This window comes from Bacillus sp. ISO11 (assembly GCF_003458115.1).
GTDB classification, from domain to species: Bacteria; Bacillota; Bacilli; order Bacillales; family Bacillaceae_G; genus Bacillus_A; species Bacillus_A cereus.
On the sequence record NZ_QXCO01000011.1, the window covers coordinates 34,948 to 60,017 of the forward strand.

Sequence of the window (25,070 nt, forward strand, 5' to 3'; positions counted from 1 at the left end):
ATAGAGAATAATAGGAGGTTTGGATGTTTTATTGTCTACAATTGATATGAAACTGTGATGCAAAATTCACCTTGATGTAGACCAGATCCAGTTGTTATTTGGATACTAGTAAAATTTTTTATTGTAAAATTACTAGTACTTCCAGGTTGAATTATGATTGAGTTTAAGACATTTGTATCTTGAAAGAAAGTAACAACTATTTCTTGAACACCTGTCTCGTATTTGATATATCCAGTTGAAGAAATATAATTTAACAAATTGTTAGTATATATAGTCTGTATTCCCATCTCTCCACCTGTGATAGACCAAGGAATGCAAATTTTATCTTTTATTATTGCTGATGGAGTGCAACAAATAACTTTATTCATGGTATATCCCAGCCTTTCATATAAAGGTATATTTAAATATATGTTGTTGTTTATGAGTATGCTTGTATGTTTTTGCTATATAGGATTATGTCCTTAATTTTAGAAGCTGTATTTGCTAATAAGGAGCATACAAATGGAGAATAAATACTTCTCTTCGTCATTGGAGGAGAAAAAGTTTGGAGAAGATAAAGGACTTAAGGTATTAGAGAAGATATGTGATGAGAAAATGAAGAAAGGGAAGGATAGTGCACCGGATAAATCGATTTGTATGATTAGTTATATTGTATATTCACTCCTAAAACATATATATAATGTCCTAGGAGTAAATTTAAAATTTGTTTTAGAATTTGATTTTTAATGAATTCACTCTAGTTTTCTACTTTTTGAGGAACATAAGCATTGCTACCAGGTTTTGTTTTTATTTCATTCCAAGCAGCAATCGCATCAGCTTTTGCTTTTCCTTTATTATTTGGATCTTCGAAAAAGTCCCGAGTAAAGCGATTGTATTCAAATTGCGCGCTGATCGTTGTTTTATAAGTAGGATCTTTTTTTCGTTCGTTTTCTTCATACCAAAATGTTATCGCGTCTTCATATGTTTTTCCAACATTCTCTTTAAAAAACTTTTGAAGAGCTACTGTAAAGCGGAAGTTTGTTCCGATTTTTTCTTTGAAAAAAGCACGAACACCTTCGCTACAGCGGTGATTTTTAGTAATAATCGTTTGAAGAGAAAGGTCTTTATAAGAGAGGGGAGCTTTGCTCACTTTTTGCACAGAGCTGTTTTTTAAGACTTTCCCCGTAGTTAAATAATGTGAGATACGCTCGGTTATTTCGGTCTTAGAGCCACTAGCTGGCAAACCATGCTCGCGACAAAATGTTTGCAGTTCTGCTTTTAACCAATAATAGTTTTGAAAATCTTCAAGTGATATAGATTTTATTAAAGGTGGACGCATGAATATAACAACTTCTTTCTTCCATAATTTTCTTTAATTATAAAACGTATGTTCTCTTTGTGGAAGGATTAATTTGTAAATATAACAGGAAGAGGAGATTACATATGGAAAATGTAATGCAAGTTCGTGTTACGGGAATTTTAATTGAAGATGAAAAAGTATTGCTAGTAAAGCAAAAAGTGGCTAATCGCGATTGGTCTTTACCTGGAGGAAGGGTAGAGAATGGTGAAACGTTAGAAGAAGCGATGATTCGAGAAATGAGAGAAGAAACGGGATTAGAAGTTAAAATTAAGAAGCTACTCTATGTTTGTGATAAACCAGATGCTAGTCCATCTTTGTTACATATTACGTTTCTGCTTGAAAGGATTGAAGGTGAAATTACACTACCTTCTAACGAGTTCGATCATAATCCGATTCATGATGTGCAAATGGTACCGATTAACGAATTAAGTTATTATGGTTTTTCGGAAACTTTTATCAATCTTATAAGTGGCGGTTTTGCAAATGCAGGAAGTTATCAAGGGTTGAAACAACATATAGGCCTGTAAATATAGTTGAAGGATAGCCGTTAGCTATCCTTCATAAACATGTTTTACACTGCTGACTGTAAAGAAGAGACAAGCTGATTTAAAAACTCGTCCCCGTTCATCACCGATTTTCCGCCGCCGCGTGCACTCTTTTTATTTCCGCCACCTTTTCCTTCAATTGCAGGAAGAGCATCTTTTAAAAGAGCATTCATATCGAGCGTTACTGTTTTTCCGCAAGCGAGAATACATTGTAGTTTGTCATCATTTTCGATGACGAAATACGTAATTGCATGCTCTTGTTGTTCTGTAATGATAGCTGATAGTTTTGCAATTTCTTGCATAGAACGATCTGTAAATGCTTTAGAAATAAGTAACCCAGCATGTATTTCGGTGGGCTGTTGCAGTAATTCATTTGCCTCTGCAAATAATAATTTTTCATTCATTGTTTGTATTGTTTTTTCGTTTTCCTTTTGAGAGGTAAGAAGCTGTGCTACTTTTGCTGGGATATCAGTTTCGCTACTGTTTAATTGTTTGGAAACATCTTTCATAATTTGTTGCTGTTGCCCCATTAATTTAAGTGTACGCCAACCAGCGATAAAGGTTAAGCGTATACCACCTTTATTGCGCTCCCATCCTAGTACTTGAATAGAACCAACTTCACCAGTGCATTTCGGATGGGTTCCACCACAGCCATTGTAGTCGTAATTTTCGATAATAACAACACGTATATTCTCTGTCATAGTTGGTTCTTTACGAAGAGGTAATGTTTTTGCTTCTTCTAAGTTCATCCACTCTATACGGATTGGGTGGTTTTCAAAAACGATTTTATTGGCAATTTGTACTGCCTTTTCAACCGTTTCTGCATGCAGATTTTCTGTTTCTAAATCAATTGTTATCGTTTCTTTTCCAAGATGGAATCCAATCGTAGGTATGTTGAAATAGTCCCAAAAAACAGCAGATAAAATGTGCTGAGCTGCATGTTGCTGCATATGATCAAACCGGCGCTCCCAATTGATTTTACCTTCTACGTCTTCTGTGTGTAATTGTTCTGCAATGAAGTGGCGGATTTCTTCGTCGACTTCTTCAACATCAAGTACAGCAATACCATTTAAAGTTCCAGTGTCATGTGGTTGTCCGCCACCAGTCGGATAAAATGCGGTTTCGTTTAAAACAACGTATAAGTTACCGTCTTTATCATAATCTTGCTTTATAATTTTAGTAGTAAATTCTTGCTTATAAGCGTCAGTGTAATATAATTTGTGCTCCAATTTTCTTTCTCCTCTCGCATTAACTAGTTTCATTGTAAAGCAATTGAAATTAGTTTCCTAATATTTCAGAAGAAAGAAACTATTTTTAGAATTTTCTTGCTATAATAAGAAGAAAATGCGGGGGTGGAATAAATATGTTATATGAAAATGGCGTAGATAAACTGCTTAGTTTAAGCAAAAATATTTCTGAATTGTATCGAGAATTAAATGAAATGACCCGGATTTTAACGGATTGTAATCGAGAAAGTGTGAAGTTTGATCGGTTATATGTAAAAGAGTTACTTTGGAAGAAAGAAGATGTAATAGAGAAATATGACCAGCTACTTGTACAACTTTGTATTAACGAATGCTTTGATCTAAAAAGTGTCATTACAGGCGAATATAAGTATACATATGAAGAAGTGGAGAACATCGTTTTACAATTTAATGAGAAGTATAATGTTGCAATATTAATTAAAGATGTTTGTAAAGAATTACAGTTTACATATGGCATAGATATGGATATAACGAGAACAGCGCGGGTATCAACAGCGCAAGTATAAAAAGGGAAAAGAAAGCAGATCCTTTGCTTTCTTTTTTTATGTAAGAACAGGGAGAGTAGGTTTTTAAGATGAAGGGGAAGTTGCAAAATATTCATCCGTTAGGAATGACAATTATAATAGGGACTTTATTTGCGAGGTTCGCCACGTCAATGAGTATTCCTTTTTTAGCAATTTATTTAACGACTGTGAAAGGTGTATCAGCTGGAATGACAGGTGCTATTATCGGAACGAGTGCACTTGTTGGAGTGTTTGCTAGTTTTATCGGAGGGAATTTATCAGATCGATTCGGTCGAAATATGATTATAATATGGTCCATGATCGTTTGGGTCTTTGTATTCATTGGTTTTTCACTTGCAGATCATGTTTTAAGTTTCTTTTTATTAAATGCTTTGAATGGATTATGTAGGTCATTTTTTGAGCCAACATCAAGAGCGTTATTATCAGATTTAACGAAACCTGAGTATCGTTTACTCGTATATAATTTGCGTTACGGTGCAATCAATGTTGGAGTAGCGATTGGCCCACTTGTCGGGTTACAGATTGGAAGCGCAAAATCAACAATTCCGTTTTTAGTAGCAGCTGGAGTATACATTTTATATACAGCTATATTAGCGTTCCAATTTAAGAAGTATCCGATTGAAAAAGAGAAAGTAAATATAGAAAAGCCTGTCACAATGTTAAAGGCAATTCGTATTTTGAGAAAGGATGTCGTATTTTTAGTTGCACTAGTTGGTATTATTTTGAGTAATTGTGGTTTTTCTCATTTAACGACAACAGTATCTCAATATTTTGCAAATGCACATATATTTCAGGATGGAGTGAAATTATTTTCATATATGCTAGCTTTAAATGCGATTGTTGTAGTCGTAATTCAATACCCTGTTATTCAAATTTGTAAAAAGTATACACCGTTAGTATCCATTATGGTGGGAACTTTATTTGTGAGCGGAGGATTATTTGGATTTGGAGTAGTAGAATCTCTACTAGGTGCTGCCGTTTGTACAATTATTTTTACAATTGGAGAAGTCTTAATGTTTTCAATGACGGATGTATTTATTGATGATATTGCTGTTGCGCATCTAAAAGGAACATACTTCGGTGCGATGGGTTTTTCGGGAATTGGAGCAGTAATAGGTCCGTGGTTTGGAGGAGTACTTCTCGATTACTACGGGTACCAAAATGGGTTTGCAGTATTTTCAGCACTAGCTATATTTTCAACTGTGGCATTTCCTGTGCTTTTAGTTACAAAAGGTTTATCGAAAAAAAGATATGATAGAAATTCTAATATAGAGATGCATGCGAAATAACATAAGCCCCAGTAACCAACTGGGGCTTATGTTTGTATTATATTAATTCTTAATTTGAAAAAAGAACTTTCTTTTCATGTTTATCAGCAACTTCATTTTTGGAAATATGAATGGCCAAAAAACCATTCTCTAAGCAGGCTAGCATCTTCTTATAAATAACATTAGCGGGTAAAGGAATAGTTCGCTGCAAAGAAATGTTTTTATGAAGTATGCAAATGTTTAGGCCTGTCTCCATCTTTTTAATGACTACATTTTGTTCATTGGCATTTGGTACATCAGTTTCCAAAATGTATTCTTGTTCAGTTTCGCAAAGGTCAATATGAATTTGATTTGGGAAACTAAAGTTACTACAAGAGTCAGAACAAAACTGATCCATCCATTCTTCGAAACCATCAACATGAAAAAGACAATCCTTCTTTTTCTTGCCCATGTAAGACACCCTCCGTAAAATCTCAATTCATACTATGTTATGCATGAATGAAGTAGGGGTGAAGAATAAATGGAAAAATATAAACATTGTATGTGGTAAAGGCAGCTATTGTGAACCTTTTGTTTTACATATCATGATGTGCATGATGTTTTTGGCGTGAATGGTTACGATTTTTTACTTTATGAGATCCGCTTAATGGTTCAGGTTGTCCCTTTTTTTCTTTTGCTTCACGATTGTTTTTGCTCATTGTATGTGACACCTCCTCTTTCTCTTTAGAATGAGAGAAGTTTGCAAATTTATACGAGAATGTTTTTAGAAAAAAAGGTAAAGATAATTGGGACTAACTATTATGGAAAGGGGATTATATAATGCCATATCATAAAGATAAACAGCAAGCTTTTCAAGCAGCGCAGCAAGGAGTTACACAAGCAGAACATGCATATAACAACATTGTGAAAAATGATCCAAACTACGGTCATGATTTAAAAGAGTTACGCCAAGAGGTTCAGGAGGCGTATGAACAGATTCAAAATGCGTTAGAAGTAGCTTCGGAAACACAACGCCCACAACTTGAGCAATACGAAAATAATCTCCAAAATATTATGCAACATGTAGATCAATTAGAAAAGTAAATGAGGTTGTTGTGTATTTGACAACCTCTTACTTTAATGAACATTATGCGAAAACAGAAAATTTTTCTATTCGTTTTTTCTTTATTATGCGCAGTACATATATTTCAAGTTGAAAAAGTGGAAGCGAAAATGTTGCTCAGAAAAGAGCTAGAACCAACTGGCTATGTAACGTGGGAAGTACCTAATAATGAAAAGATTATTGCCATTACATTTGATGATGGCCCAGATCCAACTTATACACCGCAAGTTTTACATTTATTACGTCAATATAAAGCAGAAGCAACATTTTTTATGATTGGATTTCGAGTGCAGCGCAATCCATATTTAGTGAAACAGGTGTTAAAAGAGGGACATGAAATTGGAAATCATACGATGAATCATTTGTATGCGAGTAATTCATCAGATGAAAAATTAGAAAATGATATTTTAGATGGAAAGAAATTTTTCGAAAAATGGGTGAAAGAACCTTTGCTATTCCGTCCTCCTGGCGGATATATTAACGATGCTGTATTTAAAACAGCGAAAGAAGCTGGTTATCAAACCGTTCTATGGTCGTGGCATCAAGACCCGCGTGATTGGGCAAATCCAGGGGTTGAATCTATCGTAAATCATGTAGTAAAAAATGCTAAAAGTGGCGATATCGTATTGTTACATGATGGAGGAAATGATCGTAGTCAAACAGTAGCAGCGCTAGCAAAAATTTTACCTGAGCTAAAAAAACAAGGATATCGATTTGTAACGGTTTCGGAATTACTACGTTATAAACATTAGAAAAAATCCCAAAAGGAAAATGAACCTTTTGGGATTTTTCGTTACTGATTCTTTTTACGTTTCTTATTATTTTGTCGCTCTGCCGGAGTTAAAGGCTCATTTGCAAACTCTTCGTTATAACCAGCACCTTGTCCTTGTGCGGATGCTGCATTCATTCCTGAAATAGTATGATTTGCTTTTCTTTTACCCATTTTATTTCACCTCTATAACATTTTTTTGTATGTTGAATGATGAGCAGTTCATAGTGTGTATGAACTATAAGTAAAGCGCTAATAGAGCACTTTACTTTATGGTAATAGTATTCATAAGGAGCATAAACACTATTCAAATTTAGAAACATAAAGAAAACTTATGATAATCTATAAGTTTCTTATTATTTACTTATTTAGAAAGTTGTAATAAGATATTATCGTAAGGTATTGAAAAGTTTGTCTACATTTTATATTCAGACAACTTAGTCACGTTTAACAGGGGGGAAACATAATGGTCAAACATAATCCATTTCAATCACGTGCAACTTTTGAAGTAGATGGAAAAACGTATCATTATTATGATTTGAAAGCGCTTGAAAATGCAGGGGTTGGCAACGTATCTCAATTACCATATTCCGTGAAAGTTTTACTTGAATCGGTACTTCGTCAAGTAGACGGACGTGTAATTACAGAAGAGCATGTTACAAATTTAGCGAAATGGGGAACGAAAGATGTGCAAGATATCGATGTTCCATTTAAACCATCTCGTGTAATTTTACAAGATTTCACTGGTGTACCAGCTGTTGTTGATTTGGCTTCGCTTCGTAAAGCAATGGCAGACATGGGTGGAGATCCTGATAAAATCAATCCAGAAATTACTGTAGATCTTGTAATTGATCACTCTGTACAGGTTGATAGAGCGGGTACGGCAGACGCGCTTGCATTCAACATGGACTTAGAGTTTAAACGTAATGAAGAACGTTATAAATTTTTAAGCTGGGCACAAAAATCATTTGATAACTATCGTGCAGTTCCACCAGCTACAGGTATTGTACACCAAGTAAACCTTGAATATTTAGCACCAGTTGTTCATGCTGTGAAAAATGCTGAAGGTGACTTAGTTGCATACCCAGATTCATTAGTTGGAACAGACTCACATACAACAATGATTAATGGTATCGGTGTTCTTGGATGGGGCGTTGGTGGTATTGAAGCAGAAGCAGGAATGCTTGGACAGCCTTCATACTTCCCAGTACCTGAAGTAATCGGTGTGAAATTAACCGGTACACTTCCAAGTGGTACTACAGCAACTGACGTTGCATTAAAAGTAACGCAAGTATTACGTCAAAAAGGTGTAGTTGGTAAATTCGTTGAGTTCTTCGGTAACGGACTAAAGAGTATGCCTTTAGCTGACCGTGCAACAATTTCAAACATGGCACCAGAATACGGTGCAACTTGTGGATTCTTCCCAATCGACGATATTTCATTAGAATACTTACGTTTAACAGGTAGAGATGAAGAGCAAATTCGCGTTGTTGAAGAATACTGTAAAGCGAACGGTTTATTCTATACAGCAGACAGCAAAGATCCAATTTACACTGATCTTGTTGAAATTGATTTAAATACAATTGAATCAAACCTTTCTGGACCGAAACGCCCACAAGATTTAATTCCACTTTCAGATATGAAAGATGCGTTCCACAAAGCTGTTGTAGCACCAGTTGGAACACAAGGACTTGGATTTAATGAGCAAGAGTTCGATAAAGAAGTGAAGGTTACATTAGAAGATAAAGAAGTAACGATGAAAACAGGTGCAATTGCAATTGCTGCAATTACAAGTTGTACAAATACATCAAACCCATACGTATTAATTGGGGCAGGTTTAGTTGCGAAGAAAGCAATTGAAAAAGGACTTAAAGTACCTGAGTACGTAAAAACATCATTAGCACCAGGATCTAAAGTTGTTACTGAGTACTTAGATAAATCAGGTTTAACAACATATTTAGATCAATTAGGTTTCCAAACAGTTGGTTACGGCTGTACGACTTGTATCGGTAACTCTGGCCCATTAGCGCCAGAATTAGAAGAAGCAATCGCAGCAAACGATTTACTAGTAACATCTGTTTTATCTGGTAACCGTAACTTTGAAGGTCGTATTCACCCGCTTGTAAAAGCGAACTACTTAGCATCACCACCACTTGTTGTGGCATATGCACTTGCAGGTACTGTTGATATTGACCTGAAAAATGATGAAATTGGTAAAGATGCAAATGGCAATGCTGTTTACTTCAACGATATTTGGCCATCAGCTAAAGAAATTGAAGATGTAGTTCAAAGCGTTGTTACATCTGAACTGTTCAAGAAAGAATATGCACAAGTATTTAATAGCAATGAGCGTTGGAATGAAATCCAAACTTCAAATGAAGCTTTATATACTTGGGATAATGATTCAACATACATTCAAAACCCACCATTCTTTGAAGGATTATCTAAAGAGCCAGGTGAAGTTGAAACGTTATCAGGCTTACGCGTAGTTGGTAAATTTGGTGACTCTGTAACGACAGACCACATTTCACCAGCAGGTTCAATCGGTAAGCACACACCAGCTGGACGCTACTTATTAGAAAACGGCGTACAACCAGTTGACTTCAACTCTTACGGTTCTCGTCGTGGTAACCATGAAGTTATGATGCGTGGTACATTCGCGAACATCCGTATTAAAAACCAAATCGCACCAGGAACAGAAGGCGGATATACAACATATTGGCCAACTGGTGAAGTAACATCTATCTATGATGCTGCTATGAAATATAAAGAAGATGGCACAGGCCTTTTAGTTGTTGCTGGTAAAGATTACGGTATGGGAAGTTCTCGTGACTGGGCTGCAAAAGGTACAAATTTATTAGGTATTAAAGCAGTAATCGCAGAAAGCTTCGAGCGTATTCACCGCAGTAACTTAGTGTTAATGGGTGTGTTACCACTTCAATTTAAAGATGGCGAAAGCGCTGAAACGTTAGGTCTTGTTGGTAACGAGTCATTTGAAATTCAAATTGACAAAACAGTTAGACCACGCGATCTTGTAAAAGTAGTTGCAACTGATCTAGATGGCAACGAAAAACAATTTGAAGTAGTAGCTCGTTTCGATAGTGAAGTTGAAATTGACTACTACCGTCACGGTGGTATTCTGCAAATGGTTCTTCGTGAGAAAATTGAAGAGTCTAAAGTGTCGAACTAAATAATTGAAATGAATGATAAGGAAGCTAACAATTGTTAGCTTCCTTATTTTATGGAAAGGGATGAAACCATTTGGTTTCATCCCTTTCTTTTTACTATAAACAATGGAGGAAACGTCATGAAAGAATATAAAAGAATTTTGTTACCGTTACAGAAAGAAAAAATATTAGTAATAGCAGCTGTATGCAGTGGGCTTTTTGCAGCTATTTTAAATCTCTCCCGTCCACTATTCATGGGACTAATTGTAGATAACCTGATTCAACGAGAGCTGAAAGGAGCGTATCTTTACATTACTTTGTTTACAGCTAGCCGTTTGTTGATGTGGGTGAACAATCTTTCATTTGATTATGTAAGCTCAAAAGCGAGTCAGCGAATATTACGAGAGAAGCGTATAGATGTATTGCGCCAATTTTTCCTATTACCGTTTGAAGAGAGTGAGAAAATCAAACAAGGAGAGTTAGAAACTTTGGTCGTGTCTGATATTCCGAACTGGGTCAGATTATATGGCTCTATATTAATAGAATATATACACGCTATTGCCCAATTTATTGGAGCTTTCATAGCACTACAACATATAGATATACAGTTTATATTGTGGGTAACTCCGTTTTTATTTTTAAGTACAATTGTTCCAATACTGATGGGAGAAAAGGTAAGAGATATTGCAAGCGTTTCTCAAAAAAATCACTCAAGTGTTGTAGAGATGGTGTCACAGTTTGTAAAGGGGATACAAGATTTGCGGAGTTTACAAAAAGAAAAATGGGCAATTCGCTTATTTAAAAGAGTAACGGCACAATCGTATAAATGAGAAGTAAAGAAGACGATGATGCAACATTGCATTGGAGTAGTTGGAACGGTGATTGAAACAGGAGCATATATTGTTGTTCTCATTATAGGTGCACAAAAAATAATGAGGGGAGAAATAGAAGTTGGTTCACTCATTGCAGTGTTAGCGACAATTGAGATGCTCTTTTTCCCTGTCCGTTATGTGGGCGATTTATTAATAATGACACAAGTTGCAGTCGCTTCGGCAAATAGAGCTTTTTGCTTTTTAAATAAACGAGCAGTAGATAGCAATGTAGAAAGAGCGATGGGAATCAGGATAACAAATGTTTCATTTCAGGAGAATGACGAAGAGAAATGCAGAATTCATAATATTGATTTGCAAATTCGTCCTGGTGAACTCGTTATGATTGTGGGAGAAAGCGGTGCAGGAAAAACAACGCTTTTAAAGTTAATAACGGGCTTGTATAAACCATCTAACGGTAGCATTGCTTATTATGGTAATGAAGCTCGTATGACTACAGTGTGGCAAGAACCACGTTTTTTCCGAACGACGGTAACAGAGAATATGTATTTCGGGGAAGAGGGTTTAGAAAATCAGTTAGAAAAAAATAGTGAACTTATAAATGTAACGCCGATTATTAGAGGGTTACCTGAAGGGAGTCAAACTGTGCTACATAAAAGCGGTGAAGAGTTTTCGGGAGGCGAAAGAAAACGTCTTGCATTATTGCGCGCGATTGTATCAAATCCAACTCTTATTATTTTAGATGAACCGACGGCTGGGTTAGATCCGGGCAATCAAGAACTGGTTTGGAATATGATTGAAGGGATAGGAAGAGATGTAACGAGAATTGTGGCAACACATGATGTAGAGAGGGTGGTACTAGCAGATCGTATTGTCATAATGAAAGAAGGAAATATTGTTGCATGTGAGGGTCCAGAAAAATTAATACATAGTCATTCATTTTTTAAGAGATGTGAATAAAGATAAGAGCAATGCTCTAATCTTTATTCAGTGTCATTTAGTTGATTCTCGATAGATTCGGAGTGATTTAGATCAACGTTAAAAGTAGCAGTCATAAGGAAAGTGGCAATTCCAAGAATTAAGAAAAGGACGAATGAGACTAGAGAGACGTAGAGACAAATACGTCCTATTTTCTTTTTTTCAAGATCTTTACTAAAGAGTGAAATGATCCATGTAATAATACCGACTGGGTATAAAAGAAAACTAAGAATATATAATGTTGTTTTTTCGAATGAATTCATAAACAATCCCCTTTTGTTGTAGGTTTATAACTATGAGAGGAAAAAGGTGAATGGGTCCATAATTAGATAAGCAACACTTCATCTGCTTTTCTAATTATATGATAAAATTGCACTTTTAATAAGAATATTCTAATTATTTCGATTGTGAATATTTCCAAGCTTGTCCGTATAAGCTAAAATAAGGTATATAGTATTTTGATGAATGTGTTAAAAGAAGATAATACGTTAGGGTGATATAAAATGTGGCGGAAGCTTACGATTATTGTAGTGTTACTTTGTTTAGCGGGATATGCAGCTTATGAACAGTTTGGTCATAAAGAGCAGGCGGTAAAAGTGAAGCAAGAAAAAAGTGAAGCTGCTATGAAAGAGATGATTGCAAGTAATGGTATTGAAATAGGGAAGAGTGCACCAGACTTTACATTAACGAATTTAGATGGAACGAATGTAAAGTTATCAGATTTAAAAGGAAAGAAAGTGATTGTAAACTTTTGGGCAACGTGGTGTGGACCATGTCAGCAAGAAATGCCGGATATGGAAGCTTTCTATAAAGAACATAAAGAGAACGTAGAAATTTTAGCAATAAATTATACGCCTTCAGAAAAAGGTGGGGGAGTAGAAAAGGTAAGCAATTTTGCTAAAGAAAAAGGAATTACTTTTCCTATTTTATTGGACAAGAACATTGATGTGACAACAGCTTATAAAGTAATTACGATTCCAACTTCGTATTTTATAGATACAAAAGGTGTCATTCAAGATAAGTTTATTGGGCCGATGACGCAAAAAGAGATGGAGAAAAGAGTTGCTAAATTAAAATAATGGTGAAAAGGTAGAGGTGGAGAGTTCCCATTTCTGCCTTTTCTTTTTCAAGTAGTAATAACTTCATGATATGATGTAAGAAATATAAACGTTTAGAGATAAAGGAGTGTATGGAGTGGGGAATGTATCCTTACCGTTAGATTATGTTGTAATTGATTTTGAAACAACAGGATTTAACCCTTATAATGATAAAATTATTCAAGTTGCAGCAGTGAAATATCGTAATCATGAATTAGTAGATCAATTTGTTTCATACGTGAATCCAGAGCGGCCAATTCCGGACCGAATAACGAGTTTAACAGGTATTACTAATTATCGCGTTTCAGATGCACCGACGATTGAAGAAGTGTTACCTTTATTTTTAGCATTTTTACATACAAATGTTATTGTGGCCCATAATGCTTCTTTTGATATGCGCTTTTTGAAAAGTAATGTAAATATGCTTGGGTTGCCTGAACCTAAAAATAAAGTAATTGATACTGTATTTTTAGCAAAGAAATACATGAAGCATGCGCCTAATCATAAACTTGAAACGTTAAAACGAATGCTGGGAATTCGTTTAAGCTCTCATAATGCATTTGACGATTGCATTACGTGTGCTGCTGTTTATCAAAAGTGTGCAGCTATTGAAGAAGAAGGGAAACGAAAAGTAAATAAGGCTATGCTTGATGAAACTGCGGTATATGAAGCGGTCAAAGAAATACTTGCATGTAATAAACGTAATGTAGAATGGCTACGTTGTATGAACGTAGGAAGTTATTTAGATATAAAAGCTTTTTATCCAGTTATGAGATTAAAGGTAAAAGGGCGAAAGAAATATGTATTAACAGAGATATTAGAAGAAGATGTGAAAGAAATATGTACAAGTTTAAAATGTGAACCGGCGTTAAAAAGTGAAGTTGGTAATACGAGAATTATGCTTAATAGCTTAGAGGATGTTATGAAATTAGAAAGTTATATTTTAGAGCAGTATGATTTTGTATTACAGGCGCTTCATGATTATAAAGAAAATGAAATGAATGCAGATGAAAAGTTGAAAGAGTATTTAAATATTATGGTATAAAAAACTCCGTGTGCAATATATTGTACACGGAGTTTTTTTAGGAGTACTAAAACATAAAATTTTCTTGCAAATCTGATTAAAGAGTTTTTTGTTTGCTCATACTATGTAATAAGAAAGCGAAGGAGAGAGGGTGAACAACATGAGAAGAAGTCGCCGTAAATCGTTTGAAGAACTTGTAAATGAAAATAAACAACAATTATTAAGCGATCGTGAGGCAATTGATCGCATTGAAGAGCGCATTGAAAAACGTTATGAAATGAAACTTTTTAAGCAAGCTGAATAATTCTTAACACTAGTACGATACTAGTGTTAAGGAGGCGATAGTAATGGGTAATCCGAAAAAAAATTCAAAAGACTTTGCACCGAATCATATTGGAACACAATCAAAAAAAGCTGGTGGAAATAAAGGAAAGCAAATGCAAGATCAAACAGGTAAACAACCGATTGTTGATAATGGTTAAAGAAAAGGAGAATATTACATTCTCCTTTTTTATGTATAAATTTGAGGAAAGATAGGTAATTTAAGATGGTGTGTATATACAATATTAGGAGGGAAGTACATGCCAAATCCAGATAATCGAAGTGACAACGCTGAAAAGTTACAAGAAATGGTGCAAAATACAGTTGATAACTTTAATGAAGCAAAAGAAACAGCGGAACTTTCTAATGAAAAAGATCGTGCTGCTATTGAAGCAAAAAATCAAAGACGTTTAGAAAGTATTGACTCATTAAAAAGTGAAATCAAAGATGAATCTTAACAAAATGTACAAAAAGGGCTGACTTTTGTCAGCCCTTTTTCGTAATCGTAAAGTTTTCAACAAGTAAACGCCAATTTTGTGGAAATGGCAAGCCAATCTTCCAATAACTAATACCGCCAATGCCCTGCTCTTTCATTAAATTGAATTTACTTTGAATAGACCTCGCATCTTCAAACCAAACTTCATGTTGTACGCCATTTTCGTCAAAGTAATTAAAATGTGGAGCTTGAGCTGTGAAATCATAGCGGATAGGAACATTATATTTACGAGCAAGTGCAACAGCTGCGACAGAGCTAACTGCTTTTGCTGGTGGATTCCCTTGTTTGAACGGAAGTTTCCAATCGAATCCGTATAAGTTTTGCCCCATCATAATTTTTTGGGGAGGCATTTGAGATTTTGCGTATTGAAGTACTTCTTTTACAGGACCGATAGGAGAGATTGCCATTGGTGGCCCGCCCTGCCAACCCCAGTCATATGTCATAATGACGACGAAATCAACAATTTGCCCTTGCGCTTTATAATCATGGGCTTCGAAAAACTTTCCCTTTTGATTTGAACTTGTCTTCGGTACGAGAGTTGTGCTTAATGTGTACCCGCTAGGTAAGCGTGTTTTTACATTTCGTAAAAAGCGATTATACGCCTCGCGGTCTTCGGGTGCTATACTCTCGAAATCGAAATGAATGTCTCGCATGCCATATTTTTCAGCTGTTTGCAAAATGTTAGTAATAAATTTGTTTTGAATCGTTGCGTCGCGTAAAATAACCGATGTTAGATCGGCACTGAAATTACCATTTTCAATATTTGTAATAACGAGCATAGGGATTGTTTGCCCTTGCGTTGCAATATTAGCAATTTTAGCTGTTTCAGTAGGTTCTTTTAATGTGCCATCTCTTTTTGCCTCAAAACTAAAATAAGCTAAATATGTTAAAAATGGATTGATGGCACGTGTAGCATTAACTAAACTCTCTTTAATCGGTATAGTGGAAGGTTGTAAATAAGCGATGGATTCTACAGCCCGTTTTGTGCCTTTTGGTACATATAATTGTTGTCCGACATGGAGAATAGATTTTAAAGATAAATTATTAACTTTAGCTAAACTAGCGAGGGGGACATTATATGTTTGAGAAATCCGATAGAGGCTGTCACCAGGCTGTACATAATAATTATTTCCTTTCGTATTAACGATAAGTGCCTGACCAACAACGAGCGTTTCAGCGGGATTTAGTCCATTGTCTTTTACTATTTCGTCAGGTGTTGATCCATATTTTGATGCCAAGCTATATACGCTATCACCGCTACGAACCGTTACAATTTGAATCATATGCTTGCTCCTTTCGGGAAAAGATTCACTATTTTTATTTTATTTTTGATGTCACTGTATTATGATTAAATGTATGCAAGGTAGCAGAAGTGAAAGAAGGCGAATATACATATGTTTGTAGCAGAACATGAAGTTGAAATCCGTTATGCGGAAACAGATCAAATGGGTGTTGTTTACCATTCAAACTACTTAGTGTGGCTTGAGTTAGGTCGCACGAAACTTATACAAGATTTAGGTTTTTCATATGTTGAAATGGAGAAAGAAGGAATTATTTCTCCTGTGTTAGATTTACAAATTTCATACCGTAAAGCGATGCGTTACGGAGAAAAAGCAATCGTAAAAACATGGGTAGATACTGTCAGCCCACTTCGCGTTGTATATGGATATGAAATATATAATGGTGATGGTGAACTTTGTATTACTGCAAGTACGACGAATATTTGTGCGAAAAAAGAAGGGTTCCGCCCTGTATCATTTAAAAAGTTATATCCTGAGTGGTATGCGAAATATGAGGAAATTAAGAAAAAATAAAAAAGCGTGGCAGAAGCCACGTTTTTTTATTTTTCATAATTAAATTGTGGGAAGTCGTCACCTTCGTTAAGTGTAACAGATAAATTATGTCCATCGAAGAACCATTCATCATCGCCTTCAATAAAGAAGTTAATACCTTCTTCTTGAATTTGAACAGCAGGATGTGCAGGATCATCTTTACGAATCCCTAAAGAAAGTCCTTTTTGCACAGTACTGCAACCACCGTATTGTACGAAAAAGCGTAGTGTTTCATTTGATTGTAAGTTTAATTCATTTTTATACCATTGTGCTGCTTCTTTTGTTACGGAAAGATTCATGTATAGTTCCTCCAAATTATGTTGCTTTTTCTTTAGTATAAAAAATAACGCAAAAAGACGCTATTAATATGCTTCACGTTTTCTTTTTGCGTTATGTGGGTTACGATCTTATTTTTGCTTTTTTGAAAAGTTTGCTTTTGGTTCAGTTTTATTTATAATTCGTCCGATATTTGCACGGTGTTTATAAATAACCATACCTGCTAATAAACACATCGCAATAATGAAGATTTTATCCCCGCTAACAATGGATGCAATAACAGCAACAACTGCTGTTACCATAGAAGAAAGTGATACGTATCTTGTTGTAAATAAAAGGGTGAAAAATACAACAGCCAATATTGCAAAAACAACTGGTGAATAGCATAATAGCACCCCAGCAGAAGTTGCAACTGCTTTACCACCGCGGAATTTCGCGAAGATTGGATAGACATGTCCAAGAACAGCCGCTAACCCGAACCATAGTGGATGAATATCTAATCCGAAAATCATTGGTAGACTTGTTGCTAATGTCCCTTTTAAAATGTCAGCAATTGTAACGGTAAAACCTGCTTTTTTCCCTAATGTGCGGAATGTGTTTGTTCCGCCTAGATTACCGCTCCCGTGCTCACGAATATCGATTCCGTAGCCGATTTTTCCAACAACTAGTGCAAATGGAATCGAGCCAAGTAAGTAGGCAACGATAAATAAAAGATATGTAGTAACCATAAGTTCAGTCTCCTTTATTCAAATGTGTTGATAAAGGGTAAAAAGAGTTTTTCCCGTATATTGTACCATACATTTGTAAAGAGCACATTTCTTTTTTGTAAATGAAAAATTCATTATTTCGTGAAAAAAATTTCACAGTAATGTTACATTTCTCACAGAAACAGTAAGACTATATGTAGTAACATTTTAATCAAAAGATAACAACATATTGGTGGAGGGTTATAAATGTTACAAAATAATACACGTGGAGAAGAAGAATTAATGAAAGTGTTCGAGACAATAGTCCACGGCAATGAACAAGATTTAATGCAAGAAAATGCAAATGTAGACGGCCGCTCTCCAATGGGCGTAATGGGAACATTTGCATCTGAGAGTGCAAAATATTATGCTGTTGAGAATTTATTGTCAGATCAAGTGAAAAAAGCGATAAATGAAAATATATTATATCCACATGATTTAGATTTTTATGCGACAGGAACGACGACTTGTTCACAAATTCCGTTAGCGCAAATGCTTGCTAACGGTTTTCATACTGGACATGGACATATGAGACAACCGCAAGACATTAAAAGTGCATTGGCTCTTTCGTCTATTATTTTTCAAGCGAATCAAAATATGCAGCATGGTGGTCAATCGTTTGCACTCTTTGATATTGATTTAGCACCTTATGTACGAAAAACAATTGAGAGACATAAAAAACGATTACAATCATATCCGCTTACGAAAGAACAAATAGAAGAATTCGCATGGAAAGAAACGGAAAATGATACGTATCAAGCGTGTGAGGCTTTCGTTCATAATTCAAATAGTATGCATAGTAGGGGCGGAGGACAAGTACCGTTTATTTCTATTAATTACGGAACAGATACATCAAAAGAAGGAAGAATGTTAATTAAACAACTTTTAAAAGCGACACAAGCTGGACTTGGTAAAGGAGAGACACCGATTTTTCCGATTCAAATTTTCAAGATGAAAAAAGGTGTGAATTTTGAAGAAAGTGATCCGAACTACGATTTATTTGAATTAGCATTAGAGACAACGGCTGAACGATTGTTCCCTAACTTTTCATTTTTAGATGCTCCGTTTAATGCAGTACATTATGATGGAAGACCAGAAAGTGAAGTATGTTACATGGGATGTCGTACCCGTGTTATGTCTAATATACATGGAGAAGAAACAGCGATTGGTAGAGGGAATTTATCATTTACGTCTATTAATTTAGTGAAATTAGCGTTAATTAGTGGTTCAAAAGAAGCGTTTTTTGAAGCGCTAAACTATTATTTAGATTTAGGAATTAAGCAGCTATTAGAAAGATATGCGTATCAATGTACGAAGCGAGCAAGAGATTTTCAGTTTTTATATTCACAAGGTGTATGGCGTGGTGGAGAAACGTTGCAGCCTGAAGACTCCGTAGCCTCGATTTTAAAACAAGGGACGTTAAGTATTGGTTTTATCGGTCTTGCGGAATGTTTAGTAGCTTTAACAGGAAAGCATCATGGGGAAGATGGAGAATCATGGAAACTTGGGTATGAAATTATTTCCTTTATGAGAGATAGAATGGATAAAGCGACAGAAGAACATCAACTGAATTTCTCAGTAATTGCAACTCCAGCAGAAGGATTATCAGGGAAGTTTGTGAAAAAAGATAGAGAAGAATTTGGTGAAATTAACGGTATAACGAACCATAATTACTATACGAATTCATTCCATATTCCAGTTTATTATAACATTCAAGCGATAAATAAAATCCGTTTAGAAGGCCCGTTCCATGCTCTCTGTAATGGAGGACACATTACTTATATTGAACTAGATGGAGCAGCAATGCATAACAAAAAGGCATTAAAACAAATTGTACAAGCCATGGCAGAACATGGCGTTGGATACGGTTCAATTAATCATCCTGTTGACCGTTGTAAGTGCTGTAGTTATCACGGGGTTATTGGGAATGAATGTCCAAGTTGCGGGAATAAAGATGAGGCTAATATAGAAAGAATTCGCCGTATAACAGGCTATCTTGTAGGAGATATGTCGAAGTGGAATAGTGCGAAACGTAGTGAAGAGATAGATCGGGTGAAACATAAATGAAAGTGATGAATATTATTCATGATAGTGTAGTAGATGGAGAAGGATTGCGGACAGTCGTGTTTTTTGCGGGCTGTCCGCATCGTTGCGTTGGTTGCCATAATCCGAAATCGTGGAATATTTGCAATGGAACGGAAATGACAGTAGAAGAAATTGTGAAAGAGATTGCAAGTAATCCATTAACTGATGTAACATTTTCAGGTGGAGATCCATTTTTTCAAGCTGCTGAAGTGAAAAAGGTAGCAAAAATCGTAAAAGATTTGAAAAAAAACCTATGGATGTATACAGGTTATACGTTAGAAGAGATACAGAGTTCTCAAAATAATGATATGATAGAGTTGTTACATTATGGGGATGTTTTAGTCGATGGAAGGTTTGAAATTGAGAAAAAAGATTTAGCACTTCCATTTCGCGGAAGCTCCAATCAACGTATTATTCGATTGAAAGAGTAAAAAGGCGGGATAGATTATATGAATAAAACAGTATTGCTTGTTGAAGATGAAAGAAGATTACGTGAAATTGTTAGTGATTATTTTCGTAATGAAGGCTTTGAAGTAATCGAAGCAGAAGATGGAAAAAAAGCGTTAGAGTTATTTGCAGAGCATGAAATTGATTTAATTATGTTAGATATTATGTTACCGGAAATAGATGGATGGTCTGTTTGTAGAAGAATTAGAAAAGAATCAGCAGTACCAATTATTATGTTGACAGCACGTTCGGATGAGGATGATACATTGCTAGGTTTCGAATTAGGTGCAGACGAGTATGTAACGAAACCATTTAGCCCGAAAGTATTAGTAGCTCGCGCAAAGACGTTATTGAAACGTGCGGATGGTGCGGTAGGAGTAGCGGAAGAAAATGCTATGTCTTTAGCTGGAATAGAAGTAAATCGTCTATCTAGAACTGTTTTAGTAGATGGAGAAGAAATTATATTGACACATAAAGAATTTGAACTTCTTGTGTATTTAATGGAGAACAAAGGAATCGTGTTGTCACGTCAACATTTATTAGATCAGTTATGGGGATATGACTATTACGGTGATGACAGAACGGTTGATACCCATATTAAAAAACTTCGAAATAAGCTAGGAGATAAAGCAAAGCATATCGGTACTGTTATTCGAGTTGGTTATAAATTTGAAGAATAATCTAGAACGATTTGTGTAATTTAGCCTAGGGAAATGGCGATTTTATACTCTCTTTTGAAGGTAGAATGTACAAAAAATACTTTTTTTGTCTACAATGTTAGATAGGAGTATTTTTTTAATTAGATTTCACGATGAGTTCACAAGAAGGACACAAAACGTGACTATACTGAAAATACGAATTCACCAGAGAGGGGAAATAAAACATGGGATATTACGACGGACCAAATTTAAATGAAGAGCATAGTGAAACGAGAGAAGTGAGAAAATCAGGTAGTAAAAAAGGCTATTTCTTCACAGGTTTAGTGGGGGCTGTAGTCGGAGCGGTTTCGATTAGTTTTGCAGCACCATATATGCCATGGGCTCAAAATAATGGAGCGCCAGTATCATCATTTAGTTCGGATTCAAAAGTAGAAGGTACTGTAGTTCCTGTTGTAAATAAAGCGAAAAATGAAACTGATTTACCTGGTATGATTGAAGGGGCGAAAGATGTTGTTGTAGGTGTTATTAATATGCAACAAAGTGTTGATCCATTTGCAATGCAACCGACAGGTCAAGAACAACAAGCTGGTTCAGGATCAGGTGTTATTTATAAAAAAGCAGGGAATAAAGCATATATCGTAACAAACAACCACGTAGTAGATGGTGCAAATAAACTTGCTGTAAAACTAAGTGATGGTAAAAAGGTAGATGCAAAGTTAGTAGGGAAAGATCCTTGGTTAGACTTAGCTGTTATTGAAATTGACGGGGCTAATGTGAATAAAGTTGCAACTTTAGGTGACTCAAGTAAAATCCGCGCGGGTGAAAAAGCAATTGCAATCGGTAACCCACTAGGTTTTGATGGAAGTGTAACGGAAGGTATAATCAGTAGTAAAGAACGTGAAATTCCAGTTGATATTGATGGCGATAAACGACCAGATTGGCAAGCACAAGTTATTCAAACAGATGCAGCGATTAACCCTGGTAACAGTGGTGGTGCATTATTTAACCAAAATGGTGAAATAATTGGGATTAACTCAAGTAAAATTGCACAACAAGAAGTTGAAGGAATTGGATTTGCTATTCCAATTAATATCGCAAAGCCAGTTATTGAATCACTTGAAAAAGACGGAGTAGTGAAACGTCCAGCGCTTGGAGTAGGTGTCGTTTCATTAGAAGATGTGCAAGCTTATGCAGTCAATCAATTGAAAGTACCGAAAGAAGTAACTAATGGTGTTGTATTAGGTAAAATTTACCCAATATCACCGGCTGAAAAAGCTGGTTTAGAGCAATATGATATCGTAGTAGCGTTAGATAATCAAAAAGTAGAGAATGCGCTTCAATTCCGTAAATATTTATATGAAAAGAAAAAAGTAGGCGAGAAAGTAGAAGTTACATTCTACCGTAACGGTCAAAAAATGACGAAATCGGCTACTTTAGCAGATAATTCAGCTACAAAGAATCAATAATTGAAATAAAAGAAAGTCTCTTTCATATTGAAAGAGACTTTCTTTATCGGCTATACTAAAGGAATAGGAGGGATTAATTATGACAATTGAAAACCCAACTCGTACGGAAATTGGTGAAGTGTTAAAGAAAAGCAAAACAATTGCGGTTGTTGGATTATCAGATAAGCCAGAACGTACATCGTATATGGTTTCAAAAGCAATGCAAGATGCTGGATACCGCATTATTCCAGTTAATCCAACAGTAGATGAGGTGCTTGGAGAAAAGGCAGTTTCTTCACTAAAGGATATTAAGGAACACGTTGACATAGTAAATGTATTTCGTCGCTCAGAGTTTTTAATGGATGTTGCAAAAGAATTCGTAGAGATTGATGCAGATGTTTTTTGGGCACAATTAGGAGTACAAGATGAGGATACATATAAATTTTTAAAAGAAAAAGACTATACTGTAATAATGGATCGTTGTATTAAAGTAGAACATGCGATGACAAAATAGTATAGATTTAAAGGTAGAAAGATTGATTCAGCCCTCATTATAGATAAGTAGGGCCGATGAACGAGGTGTTCATCATGAGATTTTTTAAAGGCTGTTTTTGGGGGTTGTTATTTGTAATCCCATTTTGGATCTTGATCATTTGGATCATAATAAAGGTTTGGAATGTGTAATCTTGGAATACATATCCATTTCTCGTTGACAAACGATTATTTTTCTGAAATAGTAGCCTAGAGGAATCCTTGTGAGAAAACAAGGATTTTTCTATTGAAAATGGTATATAAAAGAGATAAGATAACTTGCCAAAACTATAGTCGAGGCGTTATTCTATAATAGAAACATATGTTCTGATTTTGGATTAGGAAAGGGGCAAGGAGTTTGGCGAAGCATCAGTTCCAATATAATGAAGATGCGATTCAAGTGTTAGAAGGACTTGAAGCCGTTCGAAAACGCCCGGGTATGTATATCGGGAGCACGGACAGCCGTGGATTGCATCATTTAGTATATGAAATAGTAGATAACTCCGTTGACGAAGCGTTAGCGGGATTTGGCGACGAAATTTCAGTCGTAATACATAAAGATAATAGTATTAGCGTTATAGATAAAGGGCGAGGAATGCCTACGGGAATGCATAAACTTGGGAAACCTACACCTGAAGTTATTTTAACTGTACTTCATGCCGGTGGTAAGTTTGGTCAAGGTGGTTACAAAACGAGTGGTGGTTTGCACGGTGTTGGGGCATCGGTTGTAAATGCCTTATCAGAATGGTTAGTCGTAACGATTAAGCGTGACGGAAATATTTACGAACAACGCTTTGAAAATGGCGGTGTTCCTGTAACGACGCTTGAGAAAATCGGGAAGACGAAAGAGTCTGGTACTACGATGCATTTCAAACCAGATACAACGATTTTCAGCACAACAAATTATAATTATGAAACATTATGTGAGAGATTACGTGAATCTGCATTCTTATTAAAAGGAATGAAAATCTCGATAAAAGATGAGCGAAATGATTTAGAGGATGTATTTCATTATGAAACGGGAATTGAAGCTTTCGTTTCATATTTAAACGAAGAAAAAGATTCCATTCATCCAGTTGTATATTTCACTGGTGAACAAAATGGAATTGAAGCAGAACTAGCATTTCAATTTAACGATGGCTACTCAGAAAACATTTTATCGTTTGTAAATAACGTACGTACAAAAGATGGTGGAACACACGAAGCTGGATTTAAAACAGCGATGACGCGTGTGTTTAACGAGTATGCTCGTAAAGTAGCACTATTAAAAGAAAAAGATAAAAACTTAGAAGGCACAGATATTCGTGAAGGTGTAGCGGCTATCGTTTCGGTACGTGTACCAGAAGAAGTGCTTCAGTTTGAAGGGCAAACGAAAGGAAAACTAGGTACAAGTGAAGCGCGTTCTTCAATTGATGCCATTGTATCTGAGCATTTAGCATACTTTTTAGAAGAAAATCCTGATGTAGCTACACTTCTTGTGAGAAAAGCAATTAAAGCAGCACAAGCCCGTGAAGCAGCCCGTAAAGCAAGAGAAGAAGCGCGTAGTGGTAAGAAAAAGAAAAAATCAGAAGGTACGTTAAGCGGGAAATTAACACCTGCACAATCACGTAACCCGCAAAAAAATGAACTTTACCTAGTAGAGGGTGACTCTGCCGGCGGTTCTGCGAAACAAGGACGAGACCGACGTTTCCAGGCCGTATTACCGTTACGTGGTAAAGTAATTAATACAGAAAAAGCAAAGCTTGCTGATATCTTTAAAAATGAAGAGATTAATACAATCATTTATGCGATTGGCGGCGGTGTAGGAAATGAATTTGATGTTGAAGATATTAACTACGATAAAGTTGTAATTATGACCGATGCCGATACGGATGGGGCTCATATTCAAGTATTGTTATTAACGTTCTTCTACAGATATATGAAGCCACTTATCGAAGCTGGTAAAGTGTTTATCGCACTTCCTCCTTTATACAAAGTAAGTAAAGGAAAAGGTAAGAGTGAGGTAATTGAATACGCTTGGTCAGATGAGGAATTAGACGGTGTAACGAAAAAAGTTGGAAAAGGCTATATGTTACAACGTTATAAAGGACTTGGTGAAATGAATGCGGATCAATTATGGGAAACAACAATGAATCCTGAAACGCGTACATTAATTCGCGTGAAAATTGATGATGCAGCAAGAGCAGAGCGTCGCGTTACAACATTAATGGGCGATAAAGTAGAACCGCGCCGTAAATGGATTGAACGTAATGTACAGTTTGGTATGCAAGAAGAAGGAAATATTTTAGAAAATGAAATGATTATGGAGACGGAGGTGGAATAAC

The 25,070-nt window shown here is 35.7% G+C and carries 29 protein-coding genes and 1 pseudogene; 20 read left to right on the plus strand and 10 right to left on the minus strand.

Annotated features, from left to right (window positions below; genetic code table 11):
• Positions 1 to 35: 35 nt before the first annotated feature.
• The gene (locus D1166_RS14035; protein ID WP_061661792.1) at positions 36 to 368 is read right to left on the minus strand and encodes a DUF3992 domain-containing protein; all 333 of its coding nucleotides are present in this window, start codon (positions 366 to 368) and stop codon (positions 36 to 38) included.
• A 133-nt stretch (positions 369 to 501) separates the two neighbouring features.
• Between D1166_RS14035 and D1166_RS14040 the strand changes: the two genes are divergently transcribed.
• Positions 502 to 726 carry a hypothetical protein gene (locus D1166_RS14040; protein WP_000428982.1) on the plus strand — a complete coding sequence of 75 codons (225 nt, stop codon included), beginning with the start codon at positions 502 to 504 and terminating at the stop codon, positions 724 to 726.
• Between the two features lie 10 nt (positions 727 to 736).
• Here D1166_RS14040 and D1166_RS14045 read toward each other — a convergent pair whose 3' ends face one another.
• Positions 737 to 1,318, minus strand: coding sequence for a DUF6434 domain-containing protein (locus D1166_RS14045; RefSeq protein ID WP_001247720.1), 582 nt, complete (start codon positions 1,316 to 1,318; stop codon positions 737 to 739).
• A gap of 104 nt (positions 1,319 to 1,422) precedes the next feature.
• Between D1166_RS14045 and D1166_RS14050 the strand changes: the two genes are divergently transcribed.
• The gene (locus tag D1166_RS14050) at positions 1,423 to 1,866 is read left to right on the plus strand and encodes an NUDIX hydrolase (protein ID WP_000432562.1); all 444 of its coding nucleotides are present in this window, start codon (positions 1,423 to 1,425) and stop codon (positions 1,864 to 1,866) included.
• A 44-nt stretch (positions 1,867 to 1,910) separates the two neighbouring features.
• Here D1166_RS14050 and D1166_RS14055 read toward each other — a convergent pair whose 3' ends face one another.
• Positions 1,911 to 3,113 (minus strand): serine-tRNA(Ala) deacylase AlaX, encoded by a 1,203-nt coding sequence (locus D1166_RS14055; protein ID WP_000400391.1) that lies wholly within the window; start codon positions 3,111 to 3,113, stop codon positions 1,911 to 1,913.
• A gap of 134 nt (positions 3,114 to 3,247) precedes the next feature.
• On the opposite strand from D1166_RS14055, the gene D1166_RS14060 reads away from it, so the two are divergent.
• Together D1166_RS14060 and D1166_RS14065 are read left to right on the plus strand one after the other, a co-directional pair.
• Positions 3,248 to 3,655: a hypothetical protein gene (locus D1166_RS14060; protein WP_000965133.1), complete on the plus strand. Its 408-nt coding sequence runs from the start codon at positions 3,248 to 3,250 to the stop codon at positions 3,653 to 3,655.
• Between the two features lie 68 nt (positions 3,656 to 3,723).
• Positions 3,724 to 4,962, plus strand: coding sequence for an MDR family MFS transporter (locus D1166_RS14065; protein ID WP_000676827.1), 1,239 nt, complete (start codon positions 3,724 to 3,726; stop codon positions 4,960 to 4,962).
• Positions 4,963 to 5,011: 49 nt separating this feature from the next.
• On the opposite strand, the gene D1166_RS14070 is transcribed toward D1166_RS14065, so the two are convergent.
• Both D1166_RS14070 and D1166_RS14075 read right to left on the minus strand, forming a co-directional pair.
• Positions 5,012 to 5,392 carry an Hsp20/alpha crystallin family protein gene (locus D1166_RS14070; RefSeq protein WP_000516730.1) on the minus strand — a complete coding sequence of 127 codons (381 nt, stop codon included), beginning with the start codon at positions 5,390 to 5,392 and terminating at the stop codon, positions 5,012 to 5,014.
• A gap of 124 nt (positions 5,393 to 5,516) precedes the next feature.
• Entirely contained in the window at positions 5,517 to 5,639 is a 123-nt protein-coding gene (locus D1166_RS14075; protein ID WP_000042141.1) for a small acid-soluble spore protein P, read from the minus strand.
• Between the two features lie 121 nt (positions 5,640 to 5,760).
• Between D1166_RS14075 and D1166_RS14080 the strand changes: the two genes are divergently transcribed.
• Positions 5,761 to 6,024 carry a hypothetical protein gene (locus D1166_RS14080; protein ID WP_001146293.1) on the plus strand — a complete coding sequence of 88 codons (264 nt, stop codon included), beginning with the start codon at positions 5,761 to 5,763 and terminating at the stop codon, positions 6,022 to 6,024.
• A 45-nt stretch (positions 6,025 to 6,069) separates the two neighbouring features.
• Positions 6,070 to 6,795 (plus strand): polysaccharide deacetylase family sporulation protein PdaB, encoded by a 726-nt coding sequence (gene pdaB / locus D1166_RS14085; RefSeq protein WP_030027157.1) that lies wholly within the window; start codon positions 6,070 to 6,072, stop codon positions 6,793 to 6,795.
• A gap of 41 nt (positions 6,796 to 6,836) precedes the next feature.
• Here the strand turns inward: pdaB and sspO are convergent, their stop codons facing one another.
• Entirely contained in the window at positions 6,837 to 6,986 is a 150-nt protein-coding gene (gene sspO, locus D1166_RS14090; RefSeq protein WP_000518053.1) for an acid-soluble spore protein SspO, read from the minus strand.
• Positions 6,987 to 7,278: 292 nt separating this feature from the next.
• Between sspO and acnA the strand changes: the two genes are divergently transcribed.
• Both acnA and D1166_RS14100 read left to right on the plus strand, forming a co-directional pair.
• The gene (gene acnA / locus D1166_RS14095) at positions 7,279 to 10,002 is read left to right on the plus strand and encodes an aconitate hydratase AcnA (RefSeq protein ID WP_000238561.1); all 2,724 of its coding nucleotides are present in this window, start codon (positions 7,279 to 7,281) and stop codon (positions 10,000 to 10,002) included.
• A 117-nt stretch (positions 10,003 to 10,119) separates the two neighbouring features.
• Positions 10,120 to 11,769, plus strand: a pseudogene (locus D1166_RS14100) (ABC transporter ATP-binding protein).
• Positions 11,770 to 11,792: 23 nt separating this feature from the next.
• Here D1166_RS14100 and D1166_RS14105 read toward each other — a convergent pair.
• The gene (locus D1166_RS14105) at positions 11,793 to 12,050 is read right to left on the minus strand and encodes a hypothetical protein (protein WP_001083886.1); all 258 of its coding nucleotides are present in this window, start codon (positions 12,048 to 12,050) and stop codon (positions 11,793 to 11,795) included.
• Between the two features lie 240 nt (positions 12,051 to 12,290).
• Between D1166_RS14105 and D1166_RS14110 the strand changes: the two genes are divergently transcribed.
• The 5 genes from D1166_RS14110 to tlp all read left to right on the plus strand — a co-directional run bounded on the left by D1166_RS14110 (position 12,291) and on the right by tlp (position 14,687).
• Complete coding sequence (locus tag D1166_RS14110; RefSeq protein WP_000269055.1) at positions 12,291 to 12,866, plus strand: peroxiredoxin family protein; 576 nt, start codon at positions 12,291 to 12,293, stop codon at positions 12,864 to 12,866.
• Between the two features lie 115 nt (positions 12,867 to 12,981).
• Positions 12,982 to 13,929 (plus strand): 3'-5' exonuclease, encoded by a 948-nt coding sequence (locus D1166_RS14115; protein WP_000528755.1) that lies wholly within the window; start codon positions 12,982 to 12,984, stop codon positions 13,927 to 13,929.
• 139 nt (positions 13,930 to 14,068) lie between these two features.
• A complete protein-coding gene (locus tag D1166_RS14120; RefSeq protein WP_001254703.1) occupies positions 14,069 to 14,212 on the plus strand; it encodes an FbpB family small basic protein in 144 nt (47 codons plus the stop codon).
• A 43-nt stretch (positions 14,213 to 14,255) separates the two neighbouring features.
• Positions 14,256 to 14,390, plus strand: coding sequence for an acid-soluble spore protein SspN (sspN, locus tag D1166_RS14125; protein WP_000527987.1), 135 nt, complete (start codon positions 14,256 to 14,258; stop codon positions 14,388 to 14,390).
• Positions 14,391 to 14,489: 99 nt separating this feature from the next.
• Positions 14,490 to 14,687 carry a small acid-soluble spore protein Tlp gene (tlp, locus tag D1166_RS14130; RefSeq protein ID WP_001133511.1) on the plus strand — a complete coding sequence of 66 codons (198 nt, stop codon included), beginning with the start codon at positions 14,490 to 14,492 and terminating at the stop codon, positions 14,685 to 14,687.
• 28 nt (positions 14,688 to 14,715) lie between these two features.
• Here tlp and D1166_RS14135 read toward each other — a convergent pair whose 3' ends face one another.
• The gene (locus D1166_RS14135; RefSeq protein ID WP_000614861.1) at positions 14,716 to 16,008 is read right to left on the minus strand and encodes a glycoside hydrolase family 18 protein; all 1,293 of its coding nucleotides are present in this window, start codon (positions 16,006 to 16,008) and stop codon (positions 14,716 to 14,718) included.
• A gap of 111 nt (positions 16,009 to 16,119) precedes the next feature.
• Between D1166_RS14135 and D1166_RS14140 the strand changes: the two genes are divergently transcribed.
• Positions 16,120 to 16,539 carry an acyl-CoA thioesterase gene (locus D1166_RS14140; protein WP_000495812.1) on the plus strand — a complete coding sequence of 140 codons (420 nt, stop codon included), beginning with the start codon at positions 16,120 to 16,122 and terminating at the stop codon, positions 16,537 to 16,539.
• Positions 16,540 to 16,565: 26 nt separating this feature from the next.
• On the opposite strand, the gene D1166_RS14145 is transcribed toward D1166_RS14140, so the two are convergent.
• Positions 16,566 to 16,856 carry a HesB/YadR/YfhF family protein gene (locus D1166_RS14145; RefSeq protein WP_001054453.1) on the minus strand — a complete coding sequence of 97 codons (291 nt, stop codon included), beginning with the start codon at positions 16,854 to 16,856 and terminating at the stop codon, positions 16,566 to 16,568.
• A 108-nt stretch (positions 16,857 to 16,964) separates the two neighbouring features.
• Positions 16,965 to 17,561 (minus strand): glycerol-3-phosphate 1-O-acyltransferase PlsY, encoded by a 597-nt coding sequence (plsY, locus tag D1166_RS14150; protein ID WP_000258974.1) that lies wholly within the window; start codon positions 17,559 to 17,561, stop codon positions 16,965 to 16,967.
• A 225-nt stretch (positions 17,562 to 17,786) separates the two neighbouring features.
• Between plsY and D1166_RS14155 the strand changes: the two genes are divergently transcribed.
• The 6 genes from D1166_RS14155 (at position 17,787) to parE (ending at position 25,069) form a co-directional block, all read left to right on the plus strand.
• The gene (locus D1166_RS14155; protein ID WP_000940073.1) at positions 17,787 to 19,646 is read left to right on the plus strand and encodes an anaerobic ribonucleoside triphosphate reductase; all 1,860 of its coding nucleotides are present in this window, start codon (positions 17,787 to 17,789) and stop codon (positions 19,644 to 19,646) included.
• A complete protein-coding gene (gene nrdG, locus D1166_RS14160) occupies positions 19,643 to 20,095 on the plus strand; it encodes an anaerobic ribonucleoside-triphosphate reductase activating protein (RefSeq protein WP_000867077.1) in 453 nt (150 codons plus the stop codon). The genes D1166_RS14155 and nrdG overlap by 4 nt, the downstream gene beginning before the upstream one ends.
• 18 nt (positions 20,096 to 20,113) lie before the next feature.
• Positions 20,114 to 20,791: a response regulator transcription factor gene (locus tag D1166_RS14165; RefSeq protein WP_001044679.1), complete on the plus strand. Its 678-nt coding sequence runs from the start codon at positions 20,114 to 20,116 to the stop codon at positions 20,789 to 20,791.
• 203 nt (positions 20,792 to 20,994) lie between these two features.
• Complete coding sequence (locus tag D1166_RS14170) at positions 20,995 to 22,236, plus strand: S1C family serine protease (protein ID WP_000542640.1); 1,242 nt, start codon at positions 20,995 to 20,997, stop codon at positions 22,234 to 22,236.
• A 79-nt stretch (positions 22,237 to 22,315) separates the two neighbouring features.
• Positions 22,316 to 22,729, plus strand: coding sequence for a CoA-binding protein (locus D1166_RS14175; RefSeq protein ID WP_000151387.1), 414 nt, complete (start codon positions 22,316 to 22,318; stop codon positions 22,727 to 22,729).
• 375 nt (positions 22,730 to 23,104) lie between these two features.
• On the plus strand, positions 23,105 to 25,069 hold the full coding sequence (parE, locus tag D1166_RS14180) for a DNA topoisomerase IV subunit B (RefSeq protein WP_001062202.1): 1,965 nt from the start codon (positions 23,105 to 23,107) through the stop codon (positions 25,067 to 25,069).
• Position 25,070: the final 1 nt, after the last annotated feature.